This window comes from Hoeflea sp. AS60 (assembly GCF_038900115.1).
GTDB lineage: Bacteria > Pseudomonadota > Alphaproteobacteria > Rhizobiales > Rhizobiaceae > Hoeflea.
Map to the genome: position 1 here is coordinate 1,858,386 of NZ_JBBMQP010000001.1, position 18,042 is coordinate 1,876,427.

Below are 18,042 nucleotides of genomic sequence, written 5' to 3' on the forward strand. Positions count from 1 at the left end.
CCACGGGGAATTCCGCGCAATGTCGACCAGTGCCGAGACGATACGACATGAGCTTGCGCGGCAGATCGTGAGCGGCGATCTTGAGCCTGGCACCGCGCTCGACGAAACGAGGCTTGCCGCCGAATTCAACGTCTCCCGGACCCCGGTGCGGGAGGCCTTGCGCAAGCTCGGTGTCACCGGGCTTGTGGTGCAATCTTCGCACAGGCGCACCATCGTGGCGAAGCCGGACGACCGCGAACTCGCCAACATCTTCTTCGTCATGGCGCAGCTTGAGACCATGTGCGCCGGGCAGAGCGCACTCAACATGAGTGTGCGGCAGCGCCACGACCTGCAATGCATGCATGAAGAGATGGCGAAGCTTGTCAGGCTTGGCAGCGGCGAGGACTACAAGCTTGCCAATGAAGCGTTCCATTCGGCGATCTATGAGGGAACCGACAATTCCTATTTGGCCGACCTGACCACCAACACCAGGCTCAGGCTGCAGCCGTTCAGGCGGGCGCAATTTGAAACCCCGGGCCGGTTGGCCGCCTCGCATGCGGAGCATTCGGCTGTGGTGGAAGCTATCCTGCGGGCCGACCGAAGCGCTGCGGAACAGTCCATGCAGGCTCATATCGGCTATGTCGAAGGCGCCTGGAAGCGCTTCTCAAGCCGGGTTCACGAGCGGCTGGCGATATAGCTCCGCCAGGATCCGAAGCTCGAGATATCGGTTGCCTGTTCAATGGCGATGCCTTCGGCGATGAAACCGTTGACCTGAAGTCCGTCCTCAAGCCGAACCGTGCCGATGCCAAGCGGCGCTGGCACGCCATCGACGAAGCTGCCGAAACCTGCCGCATCCAGGGCCCAGATCTCCACTTCGATCGACACGCCGTCTCCGGGAGCACCACGCACTAGGCCCGGTTTGGGCGGGATGGTGCCGGACAGCGCGTAAAGTGAATAATCGGGCGCGGTGCGGGTCGCGGCGACAAGCCTTGCCCTGCGGCTGGTCAGTTCATGGTTCAGCGGCATGCCGCTCAAATGCGCGCCGACGACACAGATCAGCATTTCACCGGGACGGGCTGCAACGTTGGCTGGCTCGCTTTCTCCGTTTTCCAGCCTCTGGGCTATGCCTGCAAGGAAGGCGTCACATCCGGCGGGCCCGATCAGCGTGAGCGACGAGGGCAGGCCATCGGCTCGCTCGCTCACGGGAACCGAGATCGCCGCCATGTCGAGCAGATTGACGAAATTGGTGTAGGTGCCGAGATTGGAGTTGAGCTGCACAGGATCGGCCACCACTTGGGCAACGCTATAAAACGCCGGGATCGTCGGCACGGCAAAACAGTCAAACCGTTCGATCACCGGGGTTATCTGCCGCTTCATCTGCGCAAGCTTGTAGATCGCATCGAAGGTATCAACTGCCGAGAATTTCGATGCGCCGCTGATGATCTTGTAGGTCACCGGATGGAGAGCTTTCGGATTGCTCTCGATCAGCGCGCGCACAGCATGGTAGCGTTCGGCCACCCAGGGTCCTTCGTAAAGCAGCCGCGCAACGGCATGGAACGGTTCGAAATCAATCTCTTCGATCTGGCCGCCAAGCGAAGCCAGCGTCTCAAGATCGGCTTCATAGGCGCTCTCGGCAGCCTTATCCCCGAAGAACATCCTCTGGCTCGGCAACGGAACGCCGACCGTGAACGATGCGCCTGCGGGGGCGATACCGGCCATCGGAAGCGTGCGCGAAATGAAATCCGCGGGGTCGTAGGCCTGCGCGACGGACGTTGCCAGCGCGGCATCGGCAGTGCGGGCGGCGAAAATCGAGATGGTGTCCAGAGTGCGGCAGGCGGGCATCATGCCGGTTGCCGACAACATGCCGAGGCTGGGTTTGAGGCCAACGATTCCGTTCAGTCCGGCGGGAATGCGACCGGAGCCTGCGGTGTCGGTGCCAAGCGAAAAGGCGGCAATGCCTGCGCCGACTGCAACCGCTGAACCCGAACTCGATCCGCCAGGAATGAGATCCGCCCTGATGCTGTTGCGCGGAACGCCAAATGGCGAGCGCACGCCGACCAGGCCGGTGGCGAACTGATCAAGATTGGTCTTGCCAATGCAGATGGCGCCTGCCTCTTGCAATCGCGCCACCGCGAAGGCCGAAACCTCCGGCTCATAGGCCGCCTCTTCGCAGGCCGAAGTAGTTGGAAGGCCGGCCACATCGATATTGTCCTTGACTGCGAAAGGCAGGCCATACAGCGGTTTGCCCTCTGGGCCTTCGGCTTCAAGCCTCTTCGCGTCAGCCAGGCAGTCGGCTTCGCTTCTGAGGAAAATGAACATGGCCGGGTCATCGTATTCCCGGTGCATGCGGAAGGCATGGCCTATTGCCTCGGAGGGCGACATTGAGCGCCAGAAATCAAAGTCTTTCGCGGTTTTCTGACTGTACATGCTCTGTCTGCCCTTTGCGATAAATTCCCCAACGCATCATGACGACAAAAGCCGAAATGCGCCATTGCGAACAAGCAAGACACGCGCCAGATGGCCGGGTTCCGACGCGAATTTGTTGCGTGTTGCGCCGGCCGAGCCAGAGAGTGGCGAAACGCCAGTTTGGTGCGCCAGAACAACTTCAGCGATTGATGAAATGCTGTCCGGGACGGGACCTATGACGAACGGGTTTTACCGGAAAATTGGTCATTCGGAGGCTTGCACGTGAGCCGGGAATTCTAGCTGCAAGCGTGATTGCACTATAATTAGGCGAATTCCTGTGCCTTCACCGAAGTGGCACCAGCCTAAGGTCTCAAGGCGTCCGCAAGTGAAAGCGGTGCGTTGTTCGGGCTGCTCAGGTTGAGCCCGGAATGCAGATCCACGATATGGCTGCGCATGATTTCCTCTGCGGCTGCCGCATCCCGCCTTTCAAAGGCTTTCATCAAGGCATGGTGAGAATGGCTTTCGCAGGTCGTGTCTGCCCTATGCCAGTAAAGCGCGATGATCAGGGAGGATCTCGAAATCAGCGAGTGGATGAAGCCGGTAAAGACATCATGGCCGGCAATATCGGCAATCTTCAGGTGAAACCCGCCTGAAAGCGAAAGCGCCTTGCCCTTGTCACCAACATGCATGGCGGCATGTTCCTCTTCAGTGTGCATGCGCAAGGTTTCCAGCGCCTCATCGGTCATCCTCTTGGCGGCCATGGTCGCAACCCTTGGCTCAATAAGGCCGCGCGCCTCGAAAACCTCATGCGCTTCTCTCGGGCTGGGGCTGGCAATGAACGCGCCGCGGTTCTTCTCGATCGTTACAAGCTGCGAATGGGCGAGCGCCTGCAGTGCCGAGCGCACGATGGTGCGGCTGACGCCAAAGATCTCGCCAACTTCATCTTCTGACAGTTTTGTGCCCGGCGCGATCTTGTGTTCGAAAATAGCACGCTGAAGTCCGGCAACGACCAGATCCGATCGGCTTGCCAACCCTGTTGTGTTGGGCGGCGCATCCTGCGAAGGGCGGAGCACTTTGTTCACTGTTGCATGCCTGAGAACCGATAGTTTCTGTTACGCTGTCTTAGAATTTGCCGCCCAATATTGCAATGACGGATTGTATACGATTTTTGTGCAGATCGTATAAAATACTGACTGCAATTTAGGCAGGGTTCGAAACCAAAATCTAGCTCCAAAAAATACGCCTTAAGAATCAATATTTTAAGAAAGGCGTGATTCTGGCACGGCTCTTGCTGACCTTATGCGGTAGGCAAGGAGCCAGACCATGATGGACAAATCCGCAGCAGAGCTGATCTCAGTCACCAAGTCTTACGGGCAATCAATTGCCGTTGACAGCATCTCGCTCAAAATTCCCGGCAATTCCTACACCTGCCTTCTGGGGCCGTCAGGGTGTGGAAAGTCCTCAACGCTGCGGATGATCGCCGGACATGAAAGTGTATCCAAGGGCGATATTCTCCTGGGTGACAAGAACATCACCGATTTGCCTCCGGCCGAGCGCGGCACCGCGATGATGTTTCAGAACTACGCGCTCTTCCCGCATCTCAGCGTTGCCGACAATGTGGCCTTCAGCCTTAAAATGAAGGGCGTCGAGAAACAGGCGCGCCTGTCCGAGGCGATGAAACTGCTCGAACTCGTGGACATGGCGAATTTTGCCTCGCGACTGCCGGCACAACTCTCGGGCGGCCAGCAGCAGCGTGTCGCACTTGCCCGCGCCCTGATTACCAATCCCTCGATCCTGTTGCTCGATGAGCCATTGTCGGCACTTGATCCATTCCTGCGTCTGCGCATGCGCTCGGAGCTCAAGCGGTTGCAGCGGGAGCTGGGGATTTCGTTCATTCACGTCACTCATTCTCAGGATGAGGCGTTGTCGCTGGCCGATCAGATCATCGTCATGAACAAGGGCCGGATCGAACAGATCGGTAGCGCCCAAGATGTCTTCAATCAGCCGCAGACACAATTTGTCGCCAAGTTCATGGGCGGACACAATGTCATGCACGACGGCCAGGCAAATGTCGCCATTCGTTCCGACAAGATCAAGATTGCCAGATCAATGCCGGAAGGCAGCGCCGGCGTTCAGGCTGTTGTACGCGAAATTGAATATCTCGGAACCAGCTTCTCCGTTGCACTGAATTCCGCCGGAGAAGCGGCAGATCCAAACCCGATCAGCGTCACTGTTCCCGACGCGCTCTTTTCTCAAGAACCTTTGGAGATTGGCCAGACGGTCTTTCTCGACTGGAAGCCGGGCGACGCGCACCGTCTGGCGAGCTGACCCAAACCCAAAATCACGAGCATGCCAACCATCACGAAGGAGAATGCACATGACTGAAACACCGAAAACCAGCTCCGTCAGCCGCCGGTCGCTGCTCAAGGGTTCCGCCGCAGTTGCGGGCGTTGCCATCGGCTCTGGCGTCGTCACCGGGTTCCCGACCATCTGGGCGCAGAACATCAAGGACGTGACCCTTCGTCAGTTCGGCACCGGCGTGTCCAACCTCAACGATGTTGCTATCAAGGTGAAGGAAGACCTGGGCTTCACGCTTGAAATGACTGCTCTCGATTCCGACAGCGTTACCCAGCGTGCCGCCACCCAGCCAAAGAGCTTCGACATTGCCGATATCGAATACTGGATCTGCAAAAAGATCTGGCCCACAGGCAATTTGCAGGCGATGGACACATCCAAGATCAAGAACTTCGACAAGATTTCGCCGATCTTCACCACCGGCAAGCTCACCCCTGAGAGCACAGTCGCACAGGGAACAGCGCCAAGCACGGTTGGCTTTGTTGATGGCCAGGGCTCAACGAGCTTCGCCAATGACGTCACCGGTTGGATGACACTGATCCCGACCATCTACAATGCCGACACGCTGGGCATTCGCCCCGATCTCATCGGCCGCCCGATCGACACCTGGGCAGAGCTCTTGAACCCTGAATTCAAGGGCAAGGCCTCCATCCTCGACATCTCGTCGATCGGCATCATGGATATGGCGATGGTGTGTGAGGCGATGGGCGAGATCAAGTATGCCGACAAGGGCAACATGACCAGGGAAGAGATCGACAAGACAATTGGCATCTTCACCGAGGCAAAGAAGAACGGCCAGTTCCGCGCTTTCTGGAAATCGTTTGACGAGAGCGTCAATCTGATGGCCTCCGGAGAGGTTGTCATCCAGTCGATGTGGTCGCCGGCGATCACGGCTGTGAAGTCCAAGGGCATCGAGTGCATCTACCAGCCGCTCAAGGAAGGCTACCGCTCATGGGGCGGTGGCATCGGTCTCTCGGCCAACCTCTCGGGTCTCGAACTCGAAGCTGCCTATGAATACATCAACTGGTATCTCTCGGGCTGGGTCGGCGGTTACCTCATGCGTCAAGGCTACTACTCTGCGGTTCCGGAAACCTCCAAGGAGTTCATGTCCGACAACGAGTGGGGTTACTGGTACGAAGGCAAGCCTGCCACCGGCGACATCACCAGCCCGACCGGCGACAAGCTGGCCGCTGCTGGCGACGTTCGCGACGGCGGTTCCTACGAAGCCCGTATGGGCGCCGTTGCCTGCTGGAACGCCGTCATGGACGAGAACCAGTACATGGTCGGCAAGTGGAACGAGTTCATCGCCGCCTGAGCCCAGTCGTTATCGCAATTCCCCGCGCCTCTTTCCGGCGCGGGGTTTCACCCCCGATTGTCAGGTGATCGATGTCCTCCAAACGATCCATTTCCAATGATCTGACCGGCTGGCTGATGGCTTCGCCGCTGGTCATCGTGCTCGCGCTTTTCTTGGTCCTGCCGATCGCCATGATTGTCGTGGTCAGCTTCTGGGGAGCGACCGAATTTTCGATCTACCCCGCGTTCAAATTCGACAACTACGAATTTCTGTTCCGCTCGCCGGTCACCTATTCCGTCTATCTCAAGACCTTCATGTTCACCGTCATCTCTTGGGCGCTGTGTCTGGCAATAGGTTTCACCGTTGCCTATTTTCTGGCGTTCCATGTCCGCACCCAGACTTGGCAGATCGTGCTTTTCCTGTTGTGTACCGTGCCATTCTGGACCTCCAACATCATCCGGATGATTTCCTGGGTGCCGTTTCTGGGCCGAAACGGCATAGCCAACCAGGCGCTCATCTCTGCGGGCATGATCGACGAACCGCTTGAATGGCTGCTGTTTTCAGATTTTGCCGTGATGCTGGCCTTTGTCCATCTCTACACGCTGTTCATGGTGGTTCCGATCTTCAACACCATGATGCGGATCGACAAATCGCTGCTGGAAGCCGCCCGCGACGGTGGCGCGACCGGGTTTCAGATCCTCACCAATGTCATCCTGCCGCTGACCAAGCCTGGCATCATGATCGGCTCTATCTTCGTGGTTACACTGGTGATGGGCGATTTCATCACCGTGCGCTTCATGAGCGGATCGCAATCAGCCAATGTCGGAAGGCTGATTTCCAACGATGTTGCTCTTCTCAGGTATCCGTCCGCGGCGGCCACTTCTGTGGTGCTGCTCATCACCGTGCTGATCACCATCGGCATCATGTTGCGGTTCGTTAATATTCGGAAGGAGCTCTGAGATGTCGGAACCGCGCGGTCGCTCATTCTATCTGCTGGCGGGTTTCTTCGCCCTTTTCATCCTGTTTCTCTACGGTCCGACGATCACCATCGCCATTCTCTCCTTTCAGGGGCCGAGGGGCGGACTGACCTTCCCGATGAACGGTGTCTCGCTGCACTGGTTTTACGATCTGTTCGAGCAGCAGGCCGTGGGCGACATCTGGGGCTCGTTTCGGCGGTCACTGGGCCTCGGTCTGATGGTGATGTTCACCACGGTTGTCGTCTCGGTGATGGGCGGGCTCGCCTTCCGCAAACGGTTCCTGGGTTCAGGCGTGTTGTTCTATCTGGTCATCACCAGCCTGATCATACCCTCGATCCTGGTTTCGCTGGGCGTAGGACTGATCTTCAACCAGCTGGACCTTGATGTGCATTGGACGACATCGGGCTTTGGCTCGCAGCTGACCTGGACCCTGCCATTCGGTCTCCTGATCATGTTTGCGGTGTTCAACCGCTTCGACAAGACCTACGAGGAAGCCGCGCGCGATCTGGGCGCAACGTCCTGGCAGACAATCCGCCATGTGGTGTTGCCGATCATCGCACCGAGCCTGATAGGTGTCGCCCTCTTCGGCTTTACGCTGTCCTATGACGAGTTTGCCCGCACTCTTCTAACTGCAGGATCCTATAACACCCTGCCGCTCGAGATCTTTGGTATGACCACAAATGTTACCTCGCCGGTGCTCTATGCCCTTGGCACGCTGACCACGGTTTTCTCGCTGGTCATCATCGCCATCTTCATCCTGAGCGCCTGGTGGCTGAACCGGAAGCAGGCAATTGCCGGCAATGATTCCGGGAATGGTCTTGTGTAGCCGGCCATGCGGATCCTGATCATCAATCCCAATACGACGGCTTCCATGACCGAGACCATCGGCGTGGCGGCCAAGAATGCAGCATCGGTCGGAACCACGGTCCTTGCCGTCAATCCGGACAGTGGACCGGCATCGATCCAGGGTCCTGACGACGGAGAAGCGGCGCTGCCCGGCCTATACAAGATCTTTGATCGGCACATGTTGGGCGGCGATCCCTTCGACGCGGTTGTCATCGCTTGCTTTGATGACACCGGACTGGAGGAGTTGCGCGACAGGTCCAAGGTGCCGATCACCGGTATCGGTGAAGCGGCCTACAGGCTGGCGGCGGAGACGGCTGCACCTTTTTCGGTTGTCACAACCCTTGCAGTTTCAATTCCCGTGCTTGAGTACAACATCAAGTCCTATGGCCTCGCCGCCCAGTGCGCGCGCGTGCGTGCCAGCGAAATTCCGGTTCTCGACCTTGAACTGAATCCAGAACAGTCCCTGTCTCGCATCGGCTCCGAGGTTGCGGTTGCAATGAAGTATGACCAATGTCGCTCTATCGTACTGGGATGTGCCGGCATGGCAGATATGGCGCGAATCCTCGAGAAGGACTACTCTATTCCTGTTATTGAAGGCGTCAGCGCTGCGGTTGCGTGGTGTGAGCGTCAGGTCGCAGCCGGATGGGAAAACACGGACAAGACATGAGCCTGAAAGCGCAAAGTCGGTTTGAATTACGCACGGCAACACGCGATGAATACGAAACTGCGGTCAAATGGGCAGAGGAAGAGGGCTGGAATCCGGGCCTTGCGGATCTCGAAGCGTTCTTTGCGGCGGATCCCTCCGGCTTTCTGATGGGCTTCGCCGATGGTAAGCCCGTTTCCTCCATATCGGTTGTGCGATACGGCGATTATTACGGGTTTCTCGGGTTTTACATCGTCCACCCGGATGGCAGGGGAAAAGGCTATGGCATGGCCACATGGATGGCCGGTATGGACTATCTCGCAAACCGTACGGTGGGGCTTGATGGCGTTGTAGCCCAGCAGAACAACTACAAGAAAAGCGGCTTTCAACTGGTTGGCCGCAATATCCGCTTCAGCGGCGTTCCCCGTCTGTCAGCCACCGCTGCACCATCGGTGAATATCGTTGAAGCACAATTGGAGCATGCCAGCCAGATCGAAAATCTTGACCGGGCCTGCTTTGGGGCGCCAAGGCCGGGCTTCCTGCGGGCATGGGTGTTTGCTACGCCTGACGCCGGGCGCAAGACGTTCTCGGCATTCGAAGGCGATGGACTTTCCGGATACGCCACAATCCGCAAATGCATAGAGGGCTATAAGATCGGGCCGTTGTTTGCGCGAAACAAGCAATCGGCAGAGGCGCTGTTTCAGGCGTGCTGCGCGGATGCGGAGCCCGGGGCGATCATCACGCTGGATGTGCCTGAAGCAAATCGGCAGGCGATGATAATGGCTGAGCGTGCGGGCTTGGCGCCGGTTTTTGAAACTGCCCGCATGTACCGCGGATCAGCCCCCGACCTCCCATGGTCGAATATCTTTGGCGTGACCACTTTCGAACTGGGCTGATTTCAACGCAGATCATGTCCCGGTTGCACAGTGGGCATGGAAGGGAGAACCGCTCCGGACCTTCAAACCTCTTGGTCGTCTCAATCGAAAAACTCGGTGAGATCCCGGATCTGGTTTTCGATTTGCGCTTTGGCCTCGCGCAATCCTCGCAGACCCAGTTGCAGCAATTCCGGATCGGTAGGCGAACTGCTGTAGACGACGCTCCCCATCCGGTGAAACACAGGCGCGCCCCTGACCTTGTTCAACTGGCCGCTACGAACCAAGGGGTGTGCCATGCGAAGCGGAAGATAGGCGCTGCCGCCGAATTTCATGATGTAACCCAGCGCAATGCTGCCCAATCCCACCTTGATATCGGCAACCAGATCGGGGAACGCCTCTTCATGCTTGTGCTTGAAGTCGTCACTCCAGTCGACATAGGCGTAGCAGTCACGCCATGCAGTGTCGTCGACCGTGCAGTCCTTGATCGTGCTCAAAAGGAAGAACTCGTCGACCAGCAGATCCTCGATCACAAGTCCGGACATTTGCCGTGGCTCGTACATCACGCCAATATCCATGGCGCCGTCTGCCAACTGACGCATGAGCGATGGTGAGTAATCGGCCACCACGTGCAGGGCCACGTCCGGTGCTTCCCGCCGCATCCAGCCACTCCATTCAAGCTCGAGTTGATCCCAGAGGCTCACAGCTGAGCCGAGACTGATGGATGCCCTATGCCGTTTGGGCAGGGCGACATCGCTTTCTGCCCTGCGCCACAAACGAAGCAGACGGGTCGCGTAGCGCTGAAGCCGTTCGCCTGCAGGGGTCAGCCGGGCGCCTGAATGATCGCGGATAAACAGATCCCGGCCCAGGCTGACCTCAAGCGTCTTGATGCGGGCGCTGACCGTCGATTGCGTGACGTTCAGCGTCTCGGCAGCCTTGTTGAAGTTGCCGGTGGCCGCAACCTCGAGAAAAGTTCTGATCTGATCAATGTGCATGCGAGTTCCCTGACGCCTTCCACGATCGCGTTCGATCCTGACCAAATCCAGTCTGTATCAAGGTTTAGCTTATGGATACGTGAAATCTAGCCGTCTTGCCGAATGTCTTACGAGGTGTTGGGAGCAGGGACGTGCAGGCCTAATTACAGCAAACTGCCTTCAAGATTTGGTCGAAGCACCTGGTCTGTTCAATAAAGCCCGCACTGCTCAAAAACAAACCGCGCCGATCTTCATCGGCACGGCTCGGTTTGTGAAAACAGGTTTGACGCAGCGATTAGTTCGATGTGGCCTTGATGCGATCGAGCACTTTGCCTTCCATGTCCTCAAGACCGGCGGGAACGCTTGGCATGAACTTCAGACCGGCAAGTGCCGCGTCGTCGAACGCGGCGGAAACCGCCGCTCTCGAACCTTCCGGCATGAGTGCGATCGACCCCTTTACTGCAGCGATCGAGCCGCTCGATTCCGAAATCAGGGTGACGATCTCCGGCTGCATGACGAAATTGATCCATTTATAGGCTGCGTCATCGGCTTCACCCTTGGCCGGAAGCGTAAACGTGTCGATCCAGGCCAGCGCTCCGGTGCGCGTTGGAACAAATCTGATGTCGGGGTTCTGGTTATAGAGTTTGAATGCGGTCGAATCCCAGGCGTCCGAGACAACGATCTCGCCCGACAAAAGCATGGCTGACAAGTCATCGCCGCCGGTCCAGTAGGTCTTCACATTGCCCTTGCAGGCGATCAGTTTGGCTTCTACCTCGTCAAGGATCGCCTGATAGGCCGCCGGGTCGGCATAGGCGGCAAACGGATCTTTGCCCATGTCGAAGGCCATGCCCAGAAGAAGCGCTCGCTTCAGACGCATGGACATGCGTCCCTTGTACTGCGGGTCGCACAGATCACTCCAGCCCTTGATATCCGGCGCCTTGGTGATGTCGACGATCAGACCCTGCGTGCCCCACACATGCGGCACCGAATAGATCGCGCCGTCAATCCTGGCGTTTTCCTCCATGGCTTTCATCATGTTGGGCTGGATCACAGACGTGTCGATCTTAGTGAGGTCCATCGGCTTGTAGATGCCATATTCGGTCTGTGCCGCGATAACGCGCGAGACGCTCGGCTGCGCAAGGTCAAACCCGGCGCCGCCTGTCGCACGAAGCTTGGCCACCATCTCTTCGTTGTTGGAGACTGTGACTTCGACCTTGATATCCGGGTATTTTTCCTCGAAAGCCGAAATGACCGCGTCCGGGGCATAGCCTCCCCATGTCAGCAATCTGAGCGTTTCCGCCTGGCTCTGCATAGAGCATGCAAGTATCGCCGCACTGGCAATTAGTCCCTTGAACAAGTAATTCATCATGACTTCTCCTTCTGTGGTGCGCTCAGTTGACTTGATTTCAGTAATTTTACTTTTCCGTGCTGATGACAAAATATGGCGTGTTGGATAAATCGTCGATAATTCCTGGAAAATAATAGGAAATACGGTTCTCTGTAATCTCGAAGTAATACATTATGCTGTAATGTGAATCTGTGTATTCCTTTGGAATTTCTCCAAGGTACTCTCCATTCCGCCATGTCATTTCGGCGACCTGCCATTCTTCGGACTGGTTGACGTGGCGGTAATGCAGATTGATTGCACGACGGGACGCGCCGAGCGGAATGCATGCGAGCACTATTGCTTCGCCACGGACGAAACTGTCTGGTGGACTGTGCCGGCAGGGATGCAACTGGGTTGCCGACCATGACAGGATCAATTCGACTGACAGTTCCCCAACGGAGGTGCTGTCCGAAGGGATGCGCGGCGCCTCTTTCACGAGCGCTTCCATGTCGGCAACATCCTGTTCGATTGCGGGCAGGCGATCATCCCATCGGCCACGCAGCCAGGAATGCGGCCCATAGGTCAGGTCGGGTAGATAGACGTCCTGACAGATCTCGGCTGCTTCCGCCCATGCGTCACGCGCCAGGCGGTAGTGGCGGACAGCCTCCCGCGCGGAACGGGTCTCTCCCGAGAGCAGGAAATACTCCCAAAGAACGGCTGCCCGCATCTTGTCGGCGAAGAACCGGCCGATTGCAGCAAGGATCGTTACATCCACCGAAATCAGATGCAGTTCCGGCCCCGGATTGTCACTTAGCGATCTGGCATGGGCCATTTCGACTGCCGCACTCGCGGCAAACTGCTCAAGCCAGTTTGCCCATGTCAGGGGGGAGTATTTTCGGATCTCCCCATGGTCGTGCAGGCAGCCGGCAAACTCGCTTGGCGACATGAACATTTGCGGATCGCATGAACCAACCGTTCCAAACCGCGCGGGCTTTGCCAGTTCATAGCCATAGGGCAGGTAGGGCGCCTCGTGCACGATCGACATGTTCTCGTACATTTCCGGCCAATAGGAATTGTTCGATGCCGTCGGCGTGTGCGCCAAAGTGATCAGCGGCAGAATACGGCTGGCGCTGGAAATGGCCCTGCCGCAATGTGCTGCGGCCTCACCAAACTTTGCCTCCAGAAAGCGGCTGAAAGCCTCACGCTCGGCGTCCGGATTATAGAGCGATCGCCCCCAGACCCGGTAGGTGTATTCGAATTTCTTCCAGTCCCGGTCATGGACGCGCCACTTGTCTTGATAACCAGTCCGCCCACCACTGGTTCCGGTGCCCATGCGGCCCTTAAACGACAGCGGTTCACACAACTCAACGCCAAGCGAACCACAGAAAACGGAATTGCGTCCATAACCACCCGCTATCGCGGGGTCGCCCCACAACAGGACGCGTGTCGTTCCTGGCCAGATCCGGAAGATGATGTCGTAGGAGCGGTCCTGGTGCAGCAAGTCGCCATAGCTGTAGCGCATGAATTTGCGCGACCCCTCGCTGAACTTCCATTTGCCGATATGGCTCTCCGCGTCAGGTCCAGAGTAGAGAGTGGTCAGATCCCGACCCTGCACCGTGCCGTCACTCGGGGTATCGTTCGCAGGAATTTCGAGATCGCGTATGGAGGCCTGATGGTAGGGCAAACCCATGTGCTCGGAGGTGTATTTCGGCGAGACCGCGACCGGCATGCCCGTCGAAAACGCAATCTCGATCAGCTTCTCGTCCAGCCCCTTGGCGTGCAGATCAAGCCGCAAAGGCCGGCCGGCGCCTTTGACAGCTTCGAAATAGTCCTGCCAGAAAGCATAGTCGCCTTCCGGGATCCCGCACTCCACGTGAATCCGCAGGGTCAGCCCGCTGATCTCGGGCACTTCGGCAAGAATGATTGCCAGCGCATCACGACAATAGCCGGACCTGTTGGCCTCGGTGATCCCGCCTATCTGGTGTTTGGCTTTCGGACAATCGTCGAAATCATAGCTCTGAGTCCACAGCGCAAGCTGAAACTCAAGCCCGCGCCGGACGGCCTCGCGGGCAATGAACTTGAGCGAGTCCAGGTTCCTGCGGCGTTCCTCATCCGTGAGGTTCGAGATTGTGACATCAAAGCCCGGGACCGTAACCAGGAACGGGTAGGCAAGATGAAAATAGACGTCTGACACGAACTCGTTGCCGTAAGGATAGTTGTACTGCATCCCCAAGGTCAGCGAAATTCGATTGAACCGGTGGGTCACAAGATGCGTCAGGTATTCTTCCCAGCCATCCCGATCATGAAACCACGGAAGGTCCTCGATCTCACTCTGAAAGCATTTGGAAATGCTGCGCACTTTCGCAGTCGGCGATTCCACCATCGGGGTGTCAAACCGGAATGCCTGCGAAACTGAAGGCATAAACCGCACCCGATCTGCCAGCTCGGTGATCGCGTAAATGACACCACGAATGTCTGCGCCATAGGCAAACAGGATTTTCTGAGGCCCCCGGATTTCCCGGAAAATCGCGAAAGATTCAGGCGTCAGCGGCAGATCCACGCCGCAATTCTTGCTGATCTCCGCGATCTCCGCACCAGGACCCAAAGCAAATACAAATATCGTCCCGTCCAGATCGCCGGCCGCCACCGCGCCAATCTGATCAAACCTTGTATTGCGCTCGCCGAGCCGCTTTTGAAGTTCACTTAACGCCCATTGGATCTGTGGTTGGGTTGCCAGATCAGGGCTGCCGATAAAGCTGAAATGCATCGGGGCAACAGGGTTTCTGGAGACGTCTTCTTCTACGTTCATGCACGCAAGCCTGTTCTTCGGATGATCCCAACCACTTTGTTTATGGTTGTTGAACAGATGCTAGGTCAGGGGAACGGCGTGCAGAAACGAATATTTTCGTTGCTATCAATCGTATTTTTCGATTGCCGGGATTGTCAGGCAAGATGGGATTGAAGCGCAGGGCAATGGTCAGTGATCAACGCAGGCTCGCGGTAAACGCCGGGCCCCGCGTTGTTGTCACTGCATCCCTCAAATTGAGGGATGCTTGGCTCGGATCGGAATGACGTTCCGATGAGGTCTCAGAACGAGACGTTTTGGCCCCGGCCTTCGGCCTGGGCGCGTGTCAACACGTGGTGGGCTGCGGCCAGATCCTGAGCGGCGATGCCCAACGAGCGGTAGATCGTGATCTGGTCCGGGCTGGTGCGACCCGGGATCTCGCCTGAGAGATGGGCCCCGATCTCGCCCTTGAGCTGATCAGCGCTGAACGTGCCTGCCTTGATCATGTCTACGATCTCGCCGGCCTGTGCCAGCGTTGAGGGCAGGTAATCCACCCAGATATCGCCGCGCTTGACCATCTCGTCATCGACTTCGCGCATTGTCGGGATCGACGAGCCGACAATATTGACGTGCGCGCCGCTGGCGACCCAGGCGCCTTTGACGATCGGCGTGGGCGAGGCGGTGACGGTGCAAACAATGTCGGCACTGGCGATTGCGGCTTCGATATCTGTCCCGTGGCTGATGTCCAGATCCGGATAGAGCCTGGTGGCGCGAGCTGCAAAGGCAGCGGCCTTTTCGGCGGACCGGCCGGCGATGCTGAGCCGAGTGATTTTTCGCACGCAGATCATGGCATCAAGATGATGCTCGGCCTGTTCGCCGGTGCCGACGATGGCGAGGTGGCTGGCCGCATCTCGCGCGAGCGCCCGGGTGGCGACAGCGCTTGCCGCCGCGGTGCGGATTGCGGTGAGCAGGCTCGCATCCATCATGGCGACAGCGCCGCCGGTCTCGGATTCGAACAGCACCATGGCACCGCGATGCGAGGACAGACCGCGCGCCGGGTTGCCTGGAAACAGGCTGATCATCTTGACGCCGAAACAGGCAGGCTCGGCGATGGCGCCGGGCATCAGTCCCATCCTGTTGTCTCCGCCGACTGGCGTGACCGAGCGCAGAGGCAGGGCAGCCGTTCCCAGCGATACCTGCTTCATCGTCGTCTCGACAGCCTCTATGGCCTCGTGCATCGGCAGCAGGTCAGCGACGTCGTCATGGGTAAGGATGATCATAGTGCGCGCTCTTCTCCAGTGCCCCAATCCGTGCCGGTCAGGGGCAAGCCCATGACCTGCTCCAGAAGCCCGGTATAGGTATCCGGGCGAGCAACATAGGGAAAATGTCCGCCAGCCAGGAACCGGTAGGCACAGCCGGGCTTGAGCGTGTCACGCACTGCAGCGCGCATTTGAGGCGGGATCAGTGGATCATCGTCAGCCTCGATGATGACGATATCCGCGCGAGACAGCGGTACCGGCGTCAGCTCCGGCGCGCTCTTCAATCCCATCAGCCGGTTGCGCAGCTCGGGTTCCGGAATGCGGCCGTTGACTTCCGCGAGCAGCAGCGCGACCAGATTTGCCTGTTCGGGATGGGCCACGGCCCAGGCGCCCAAGCCCTGACCGAAACCGGCGCGCAGATCGGCGATCGGCGCATTCATCAGGTCCAGCGAGTAAGGCAAGCGTTGGTCGATTCCATGTACAGCACACAGAGTGTTGGCCGCGATCAGCTTGGTTACACGTGCCGGGGCATTGGCGGCCATGTATTGCGCCAGATATCCGCCCAGCGAAGACCCCAGCACCGCAGCGCTCTCGACGCCGAGGCGGTCCATCAGCGTGATCAGATCGCCGCTCCAGTCGACGATGCCACCGGAGCTTGGGTAGGTCACTGCCAGGATGCGCAACCGGTCCTTGAGCGCCGTGATCTGCTGCCAGAAAACGTCGCCGCGGCCAAGGGTGCCCGGGATCAGGATCAGAACCGGGCCGGAACCGACATCGCAAAGGCCCCACTCGCGGCCATTGAGATCGATGCGCTGTTCCGGGTGCTGGGCCGCAAAAGCGTCGCGGCTTTCGATCAGGGGATTGGTCATGCGAAAGGCTCCTGTACCGCTGGCCAGTAAGTGCGGGCACGTTTGGTGTAGGGGATATTGGCGAAGTCAGGCGTGATGGCTCCAGGGCCAGCGATCGGGATGACCTGGGCAGCAATCGGGTTGAACCCGGCCTGATAGTGGTTGGAGGATTTGACGCAGACATATTGGCGCTGCGACAGATCGATCCCTATTTTCTCGAATGCATCCGGATGGAAGGTCTGGCTGCGGTTGTCGTTGATGACGATGTCTATCCCGTCGGCTTCCACCCAGACCGTCTGGCCCATGGGGGAGGGAAGTTCGCCAAAGCGTTGCGTCAGATCGTCAGCGATATTGCGCACGGTCACTGTCAGATCCAGCGGATCGCCAGACATCGGCCCGCATTTGCCGCCCAGACGCAATTGCAAGGTGGCGCCGATGCCGGCCTCCTTGCAGATGCGGACCGCAATCGGATCCCAGAAGATGCCGGTCGCAATGTTGCGCATGCCGCGCCCGATCATGGCGCGGAGCAGGAATGTTGCATCCGCGGGCGCGCCGCCACCGGCATTGTCCGACATGTCGGCCAGAACCACCGGGCCTTTCGGCGCGGCTTCGGCCAGATCAAGCGCCGCCTCGATACCAGGAATGTCGCGGTGCAGTTCAAAGCGAAGATCATAGAGTGCCTGGCCCAGCCGTTCGGCCTCGGCTGCAGCCTGATCAGCATTTCCGTCACAGATGGCAAGTGCTCGGGCGCCGGTGCGGGGATGATCGCCCCAGGGAAATCCATGCGCCAGCGAGAGAGACAGGATGCCGTCCTCGGCTTCGCGCGCGGACATGGCGTCGACATAGCCGCGCATCGGTTGATGCGGGGTCGGCATGGCGATGATCATGCGGCAATCCCAGTCGCGCATCACCGGTGCAATCTCGCTTTTGGCGGTGCGTTCGGCGAGGGAAAACAGTTCGCGCGCACGTGCTGGCACATCCACATGCGGATATTCCTTGAACGCAATCAGCAGCGTGGCCTTTGTCAGCATCTGCTCAGTCAGGTGGCAATGCGGGTCCAGCAGTCCACCGATCACGGCATTTGGTGCGATCGCGCGGGCACCGGCGATCAGCTCACCTTCGCAATCATCATAGCCATCGGCAATCATGGCCCCATGCAGGCCGAACAGGATGACATCCACCGGACCGGCGGCCTTGAGATCAGCGAGGATCTCGTCGCGGAACGCTTCAAACTCCGGCTTGACGGTGGGGCCACTTGGCTGGGCGGCTGCACAGAGCGATTCAACCACCTCCCAGCCCAGAGCCTCGGCCATTTCCCGCCAGATATGCAGGGCCGCTGTCCAGTATTGCACAGTATGCGCGGTGGCATCGCCGTGAAAGATCCCGCCTTCTTCGAAACTGGCGTGGCCGGTGGGCATGGGTGAAAATGAATTGGTTTCGGTCGTCAGACCGGCAATGAATATCTTCATGACAAAAT

General features: G+C 58.4%; 15 protein-coding genes. 7 read left to right on the plus strand and 8 right to left on the minus strand.

What is annotated here, in order from left to right:
- The first annotated feature begins 19 nt into the window (after positions 1-19).
- Positions 20-676 carry a GntR family transcriptional regulator gene (locus WNZ14_RS08605; RefSeq protein ID WP_342868154.1) on the plus strand — a complete coding sequence of 219 codons (657 nt, stop codon included), beginning with the start codon at positions 20-22 and terminating at the stop codon, positions 674-676.
- On the opposite strand, the gene atzF is transcribed toward WNZ14_RS08605, so the two are convergent.
- The gene (atzF, locus tag WNZ14_RS08610; protein ID WP_342868155.1) at positions 655-2,406 is read right to left on the minus strand and encodes an allophanate hydrolase; all 1,752 of its coding nucleotides are present in this window, start codon (positions 2,404-2,406) and stop codon (positions 655-657) included. The two genes, WNZ14_RS08605 and atzF, sit on opposite strands and share 22 nt — an antisense overlap.
- 341 nt (positions 2,407-2,747) lie before the next feature.
- Positions 2,748-3,467: a GntR family transcriptional regulator gene (locus WNZ14_RS08615; protein ID WP_342868156.1), complete on the minus strand. Its 720-nt coding sequence runs from the start codon at positions 3,465-3,467 to the stop codon at positions 2,748-2,750.
- 241 nt (positions 3,468-3,708) lie between these two features.
- Here WNZ14_RS08615 and WNZ14_RS08620 point away from each other — a divergent pair, with 241 nt between their 5' ends.
- The 6 genes from WNZ14_RS08620 (at position 3,709) to WNZ14_RS08645 (ending at position 9,396) form a co-directional block, all read left to right on the plus strand.
- Positions 3,709-4,713 (plus strand): ABC transporter ATP-binding protein, encoded by a 1,005-nt coding sequence (locus WNZ14_RS08620; protein ID WP_342868157.1) that lies wholly within the window; start codon positions 3,709-3,711, stop codon positions 4,711-4,713.
- 49 nt (positions 4,714-4,762) lie between these two features.
- Positions 4,763-6,055, plus strand: coding sequence for a PotD/PotF family extracellular solute-binding protein (locus WNZ14_RS08625; protein ID WP_342868158.1), 1,293 nt, complete (start codon positions 4,763-4,765; stop codon positions 6,053-6,055).
- A gap of 71 nt (positions 6,056-6,126) precedes the next feature.
- Entirely contained in the window at positions 6,127-6,993 is an 867-nt protein-coding gene (locus tag WNZ14_RS08630) for an ABC transporter permease (protein WP_342868159.1), read from the plus strand.
- 1 nt (position 6,994) lies between these two features.
- Positions 6,995-7,837 carry an ABC transporter permease gene (locus WNZ14_RS08635; RefSeq protein ID WP_342868160.1) on the plus strand — a complete coding sequence of 281 codons (843 nt, stop codon included), beginning with the start codon at positions 6,995-6,997 and terminating at the stop codon, positions 7,835-7,837.
- A 6-nt stretch (positions 7,838-7,843) separates the two neighbouring features.
- Positions 7,844-8,524, plus strand: a complete 681-nt coding sequence (locus WNZ14_RS08640; protein WP_342868161.1) for an aspartate/glutamate racemase family protein — start codon at positions 7,844-7,846, stop codon at positions 8,522-8,524.
- Positions 8,521-9,396 carry a GNAT family N-acetyltransferase gene (locus WNZ14_RS08645; protein WP_342868162.1) on the plus strand — a complete coding sequence of 292 codons (876 nt, stop codon included), beginning with the start codon at positions 8,521-8,523 and terminating at the stop codon, positions 9,394-9,396. The genes WNZ14_RS08640 and WNZ14_RS08645 overlap by 4 nt, the downstream gene beginning before the upstream one ends.
- An 80-nt stretch (positions 9,397-9,476) precedes the next feature.
- Here WNZ14_RS08645 and WNZ14_RS08650 read toward each other — a convergent pair whose 3' ends face one another.
- The 6 genes from WNZ14_RS08650 to WNZ14_RS08675 form a co-directional block, all read right to left on the minus strand.
- Positions 9,477-10,367, minus strand: a complete 891-nt coding sequence (locus WNZ14_RS08650; RefSeq protein ID WP_342868163.1) for a LysR family transcriptional regulator — start codon at positions 10,365-10,367, stop codon at positions 9,477-9,479.
- A gap of 274 nt (positions 10,368-10,641) precedes the next feature.
- A complete protein-coding gene (locus WNZ14_RS08655) occupies positions 10,642-11,715 on the minus strand; it encodes an extracellular solute-binding protein (RefSeq protein WP_342868164.1) in 1,074 nt (357 codons plus the stop codon).
- Between the two features lie 46 nt (positions 11,716-11,761).
- Positions 11,762-14,482, minus strand: a complete 2,721-nt coding sequence (locus WNZ14_RS08660; RefSeq protein ID WP_342868165.1) for a hypothetical protein — start codon at positions 14,480-14,482, stop codon at positions 11,762-11,764.
- A 278-nt stretch (positions 14,483-14,760) separates the two neighbouring features.
- Positions 14,761-15,738, minus strand: a complete 978-nt coding sequence (locus WNZ14_RS08665) for an ornithine cyclodeaminase family protein (RefSeq protein ID WP_342868166.1) — start codon at positions 15,736-15,738, stop codon at positions 14,761-14,763.
- A complete protein-coding gene (locus tag WNZ14_RS08670) occupies positions 15,735-16,586 on the minus strand; it encodes an alpha/beta hydrolase (protein WP_342868167.1) in 852 nt (283 codons plus the stop codon). Before WNZ14_RS08670 ends, WNZ14_RS08665 begins: the two co-directional genes overlap by 4 nt.
- Positions 16,583-18,034, minus strand: a complete 1,452-nt coding sequence (locus tag WNZ14_RS08675) for a M81 family metallopeptidase (protein WP_342868168.1) — start codon at positions 18,032-18,034, stop codon at positions 16,583-16,585. Before WNZ14_RS08675 ends, WNZ14_RS08670 begins: the two co-directional genes overlap by 4 nt.
- Between the last annotated feature and the right edge of the window lie 8 nt (positions 18,035-18,042).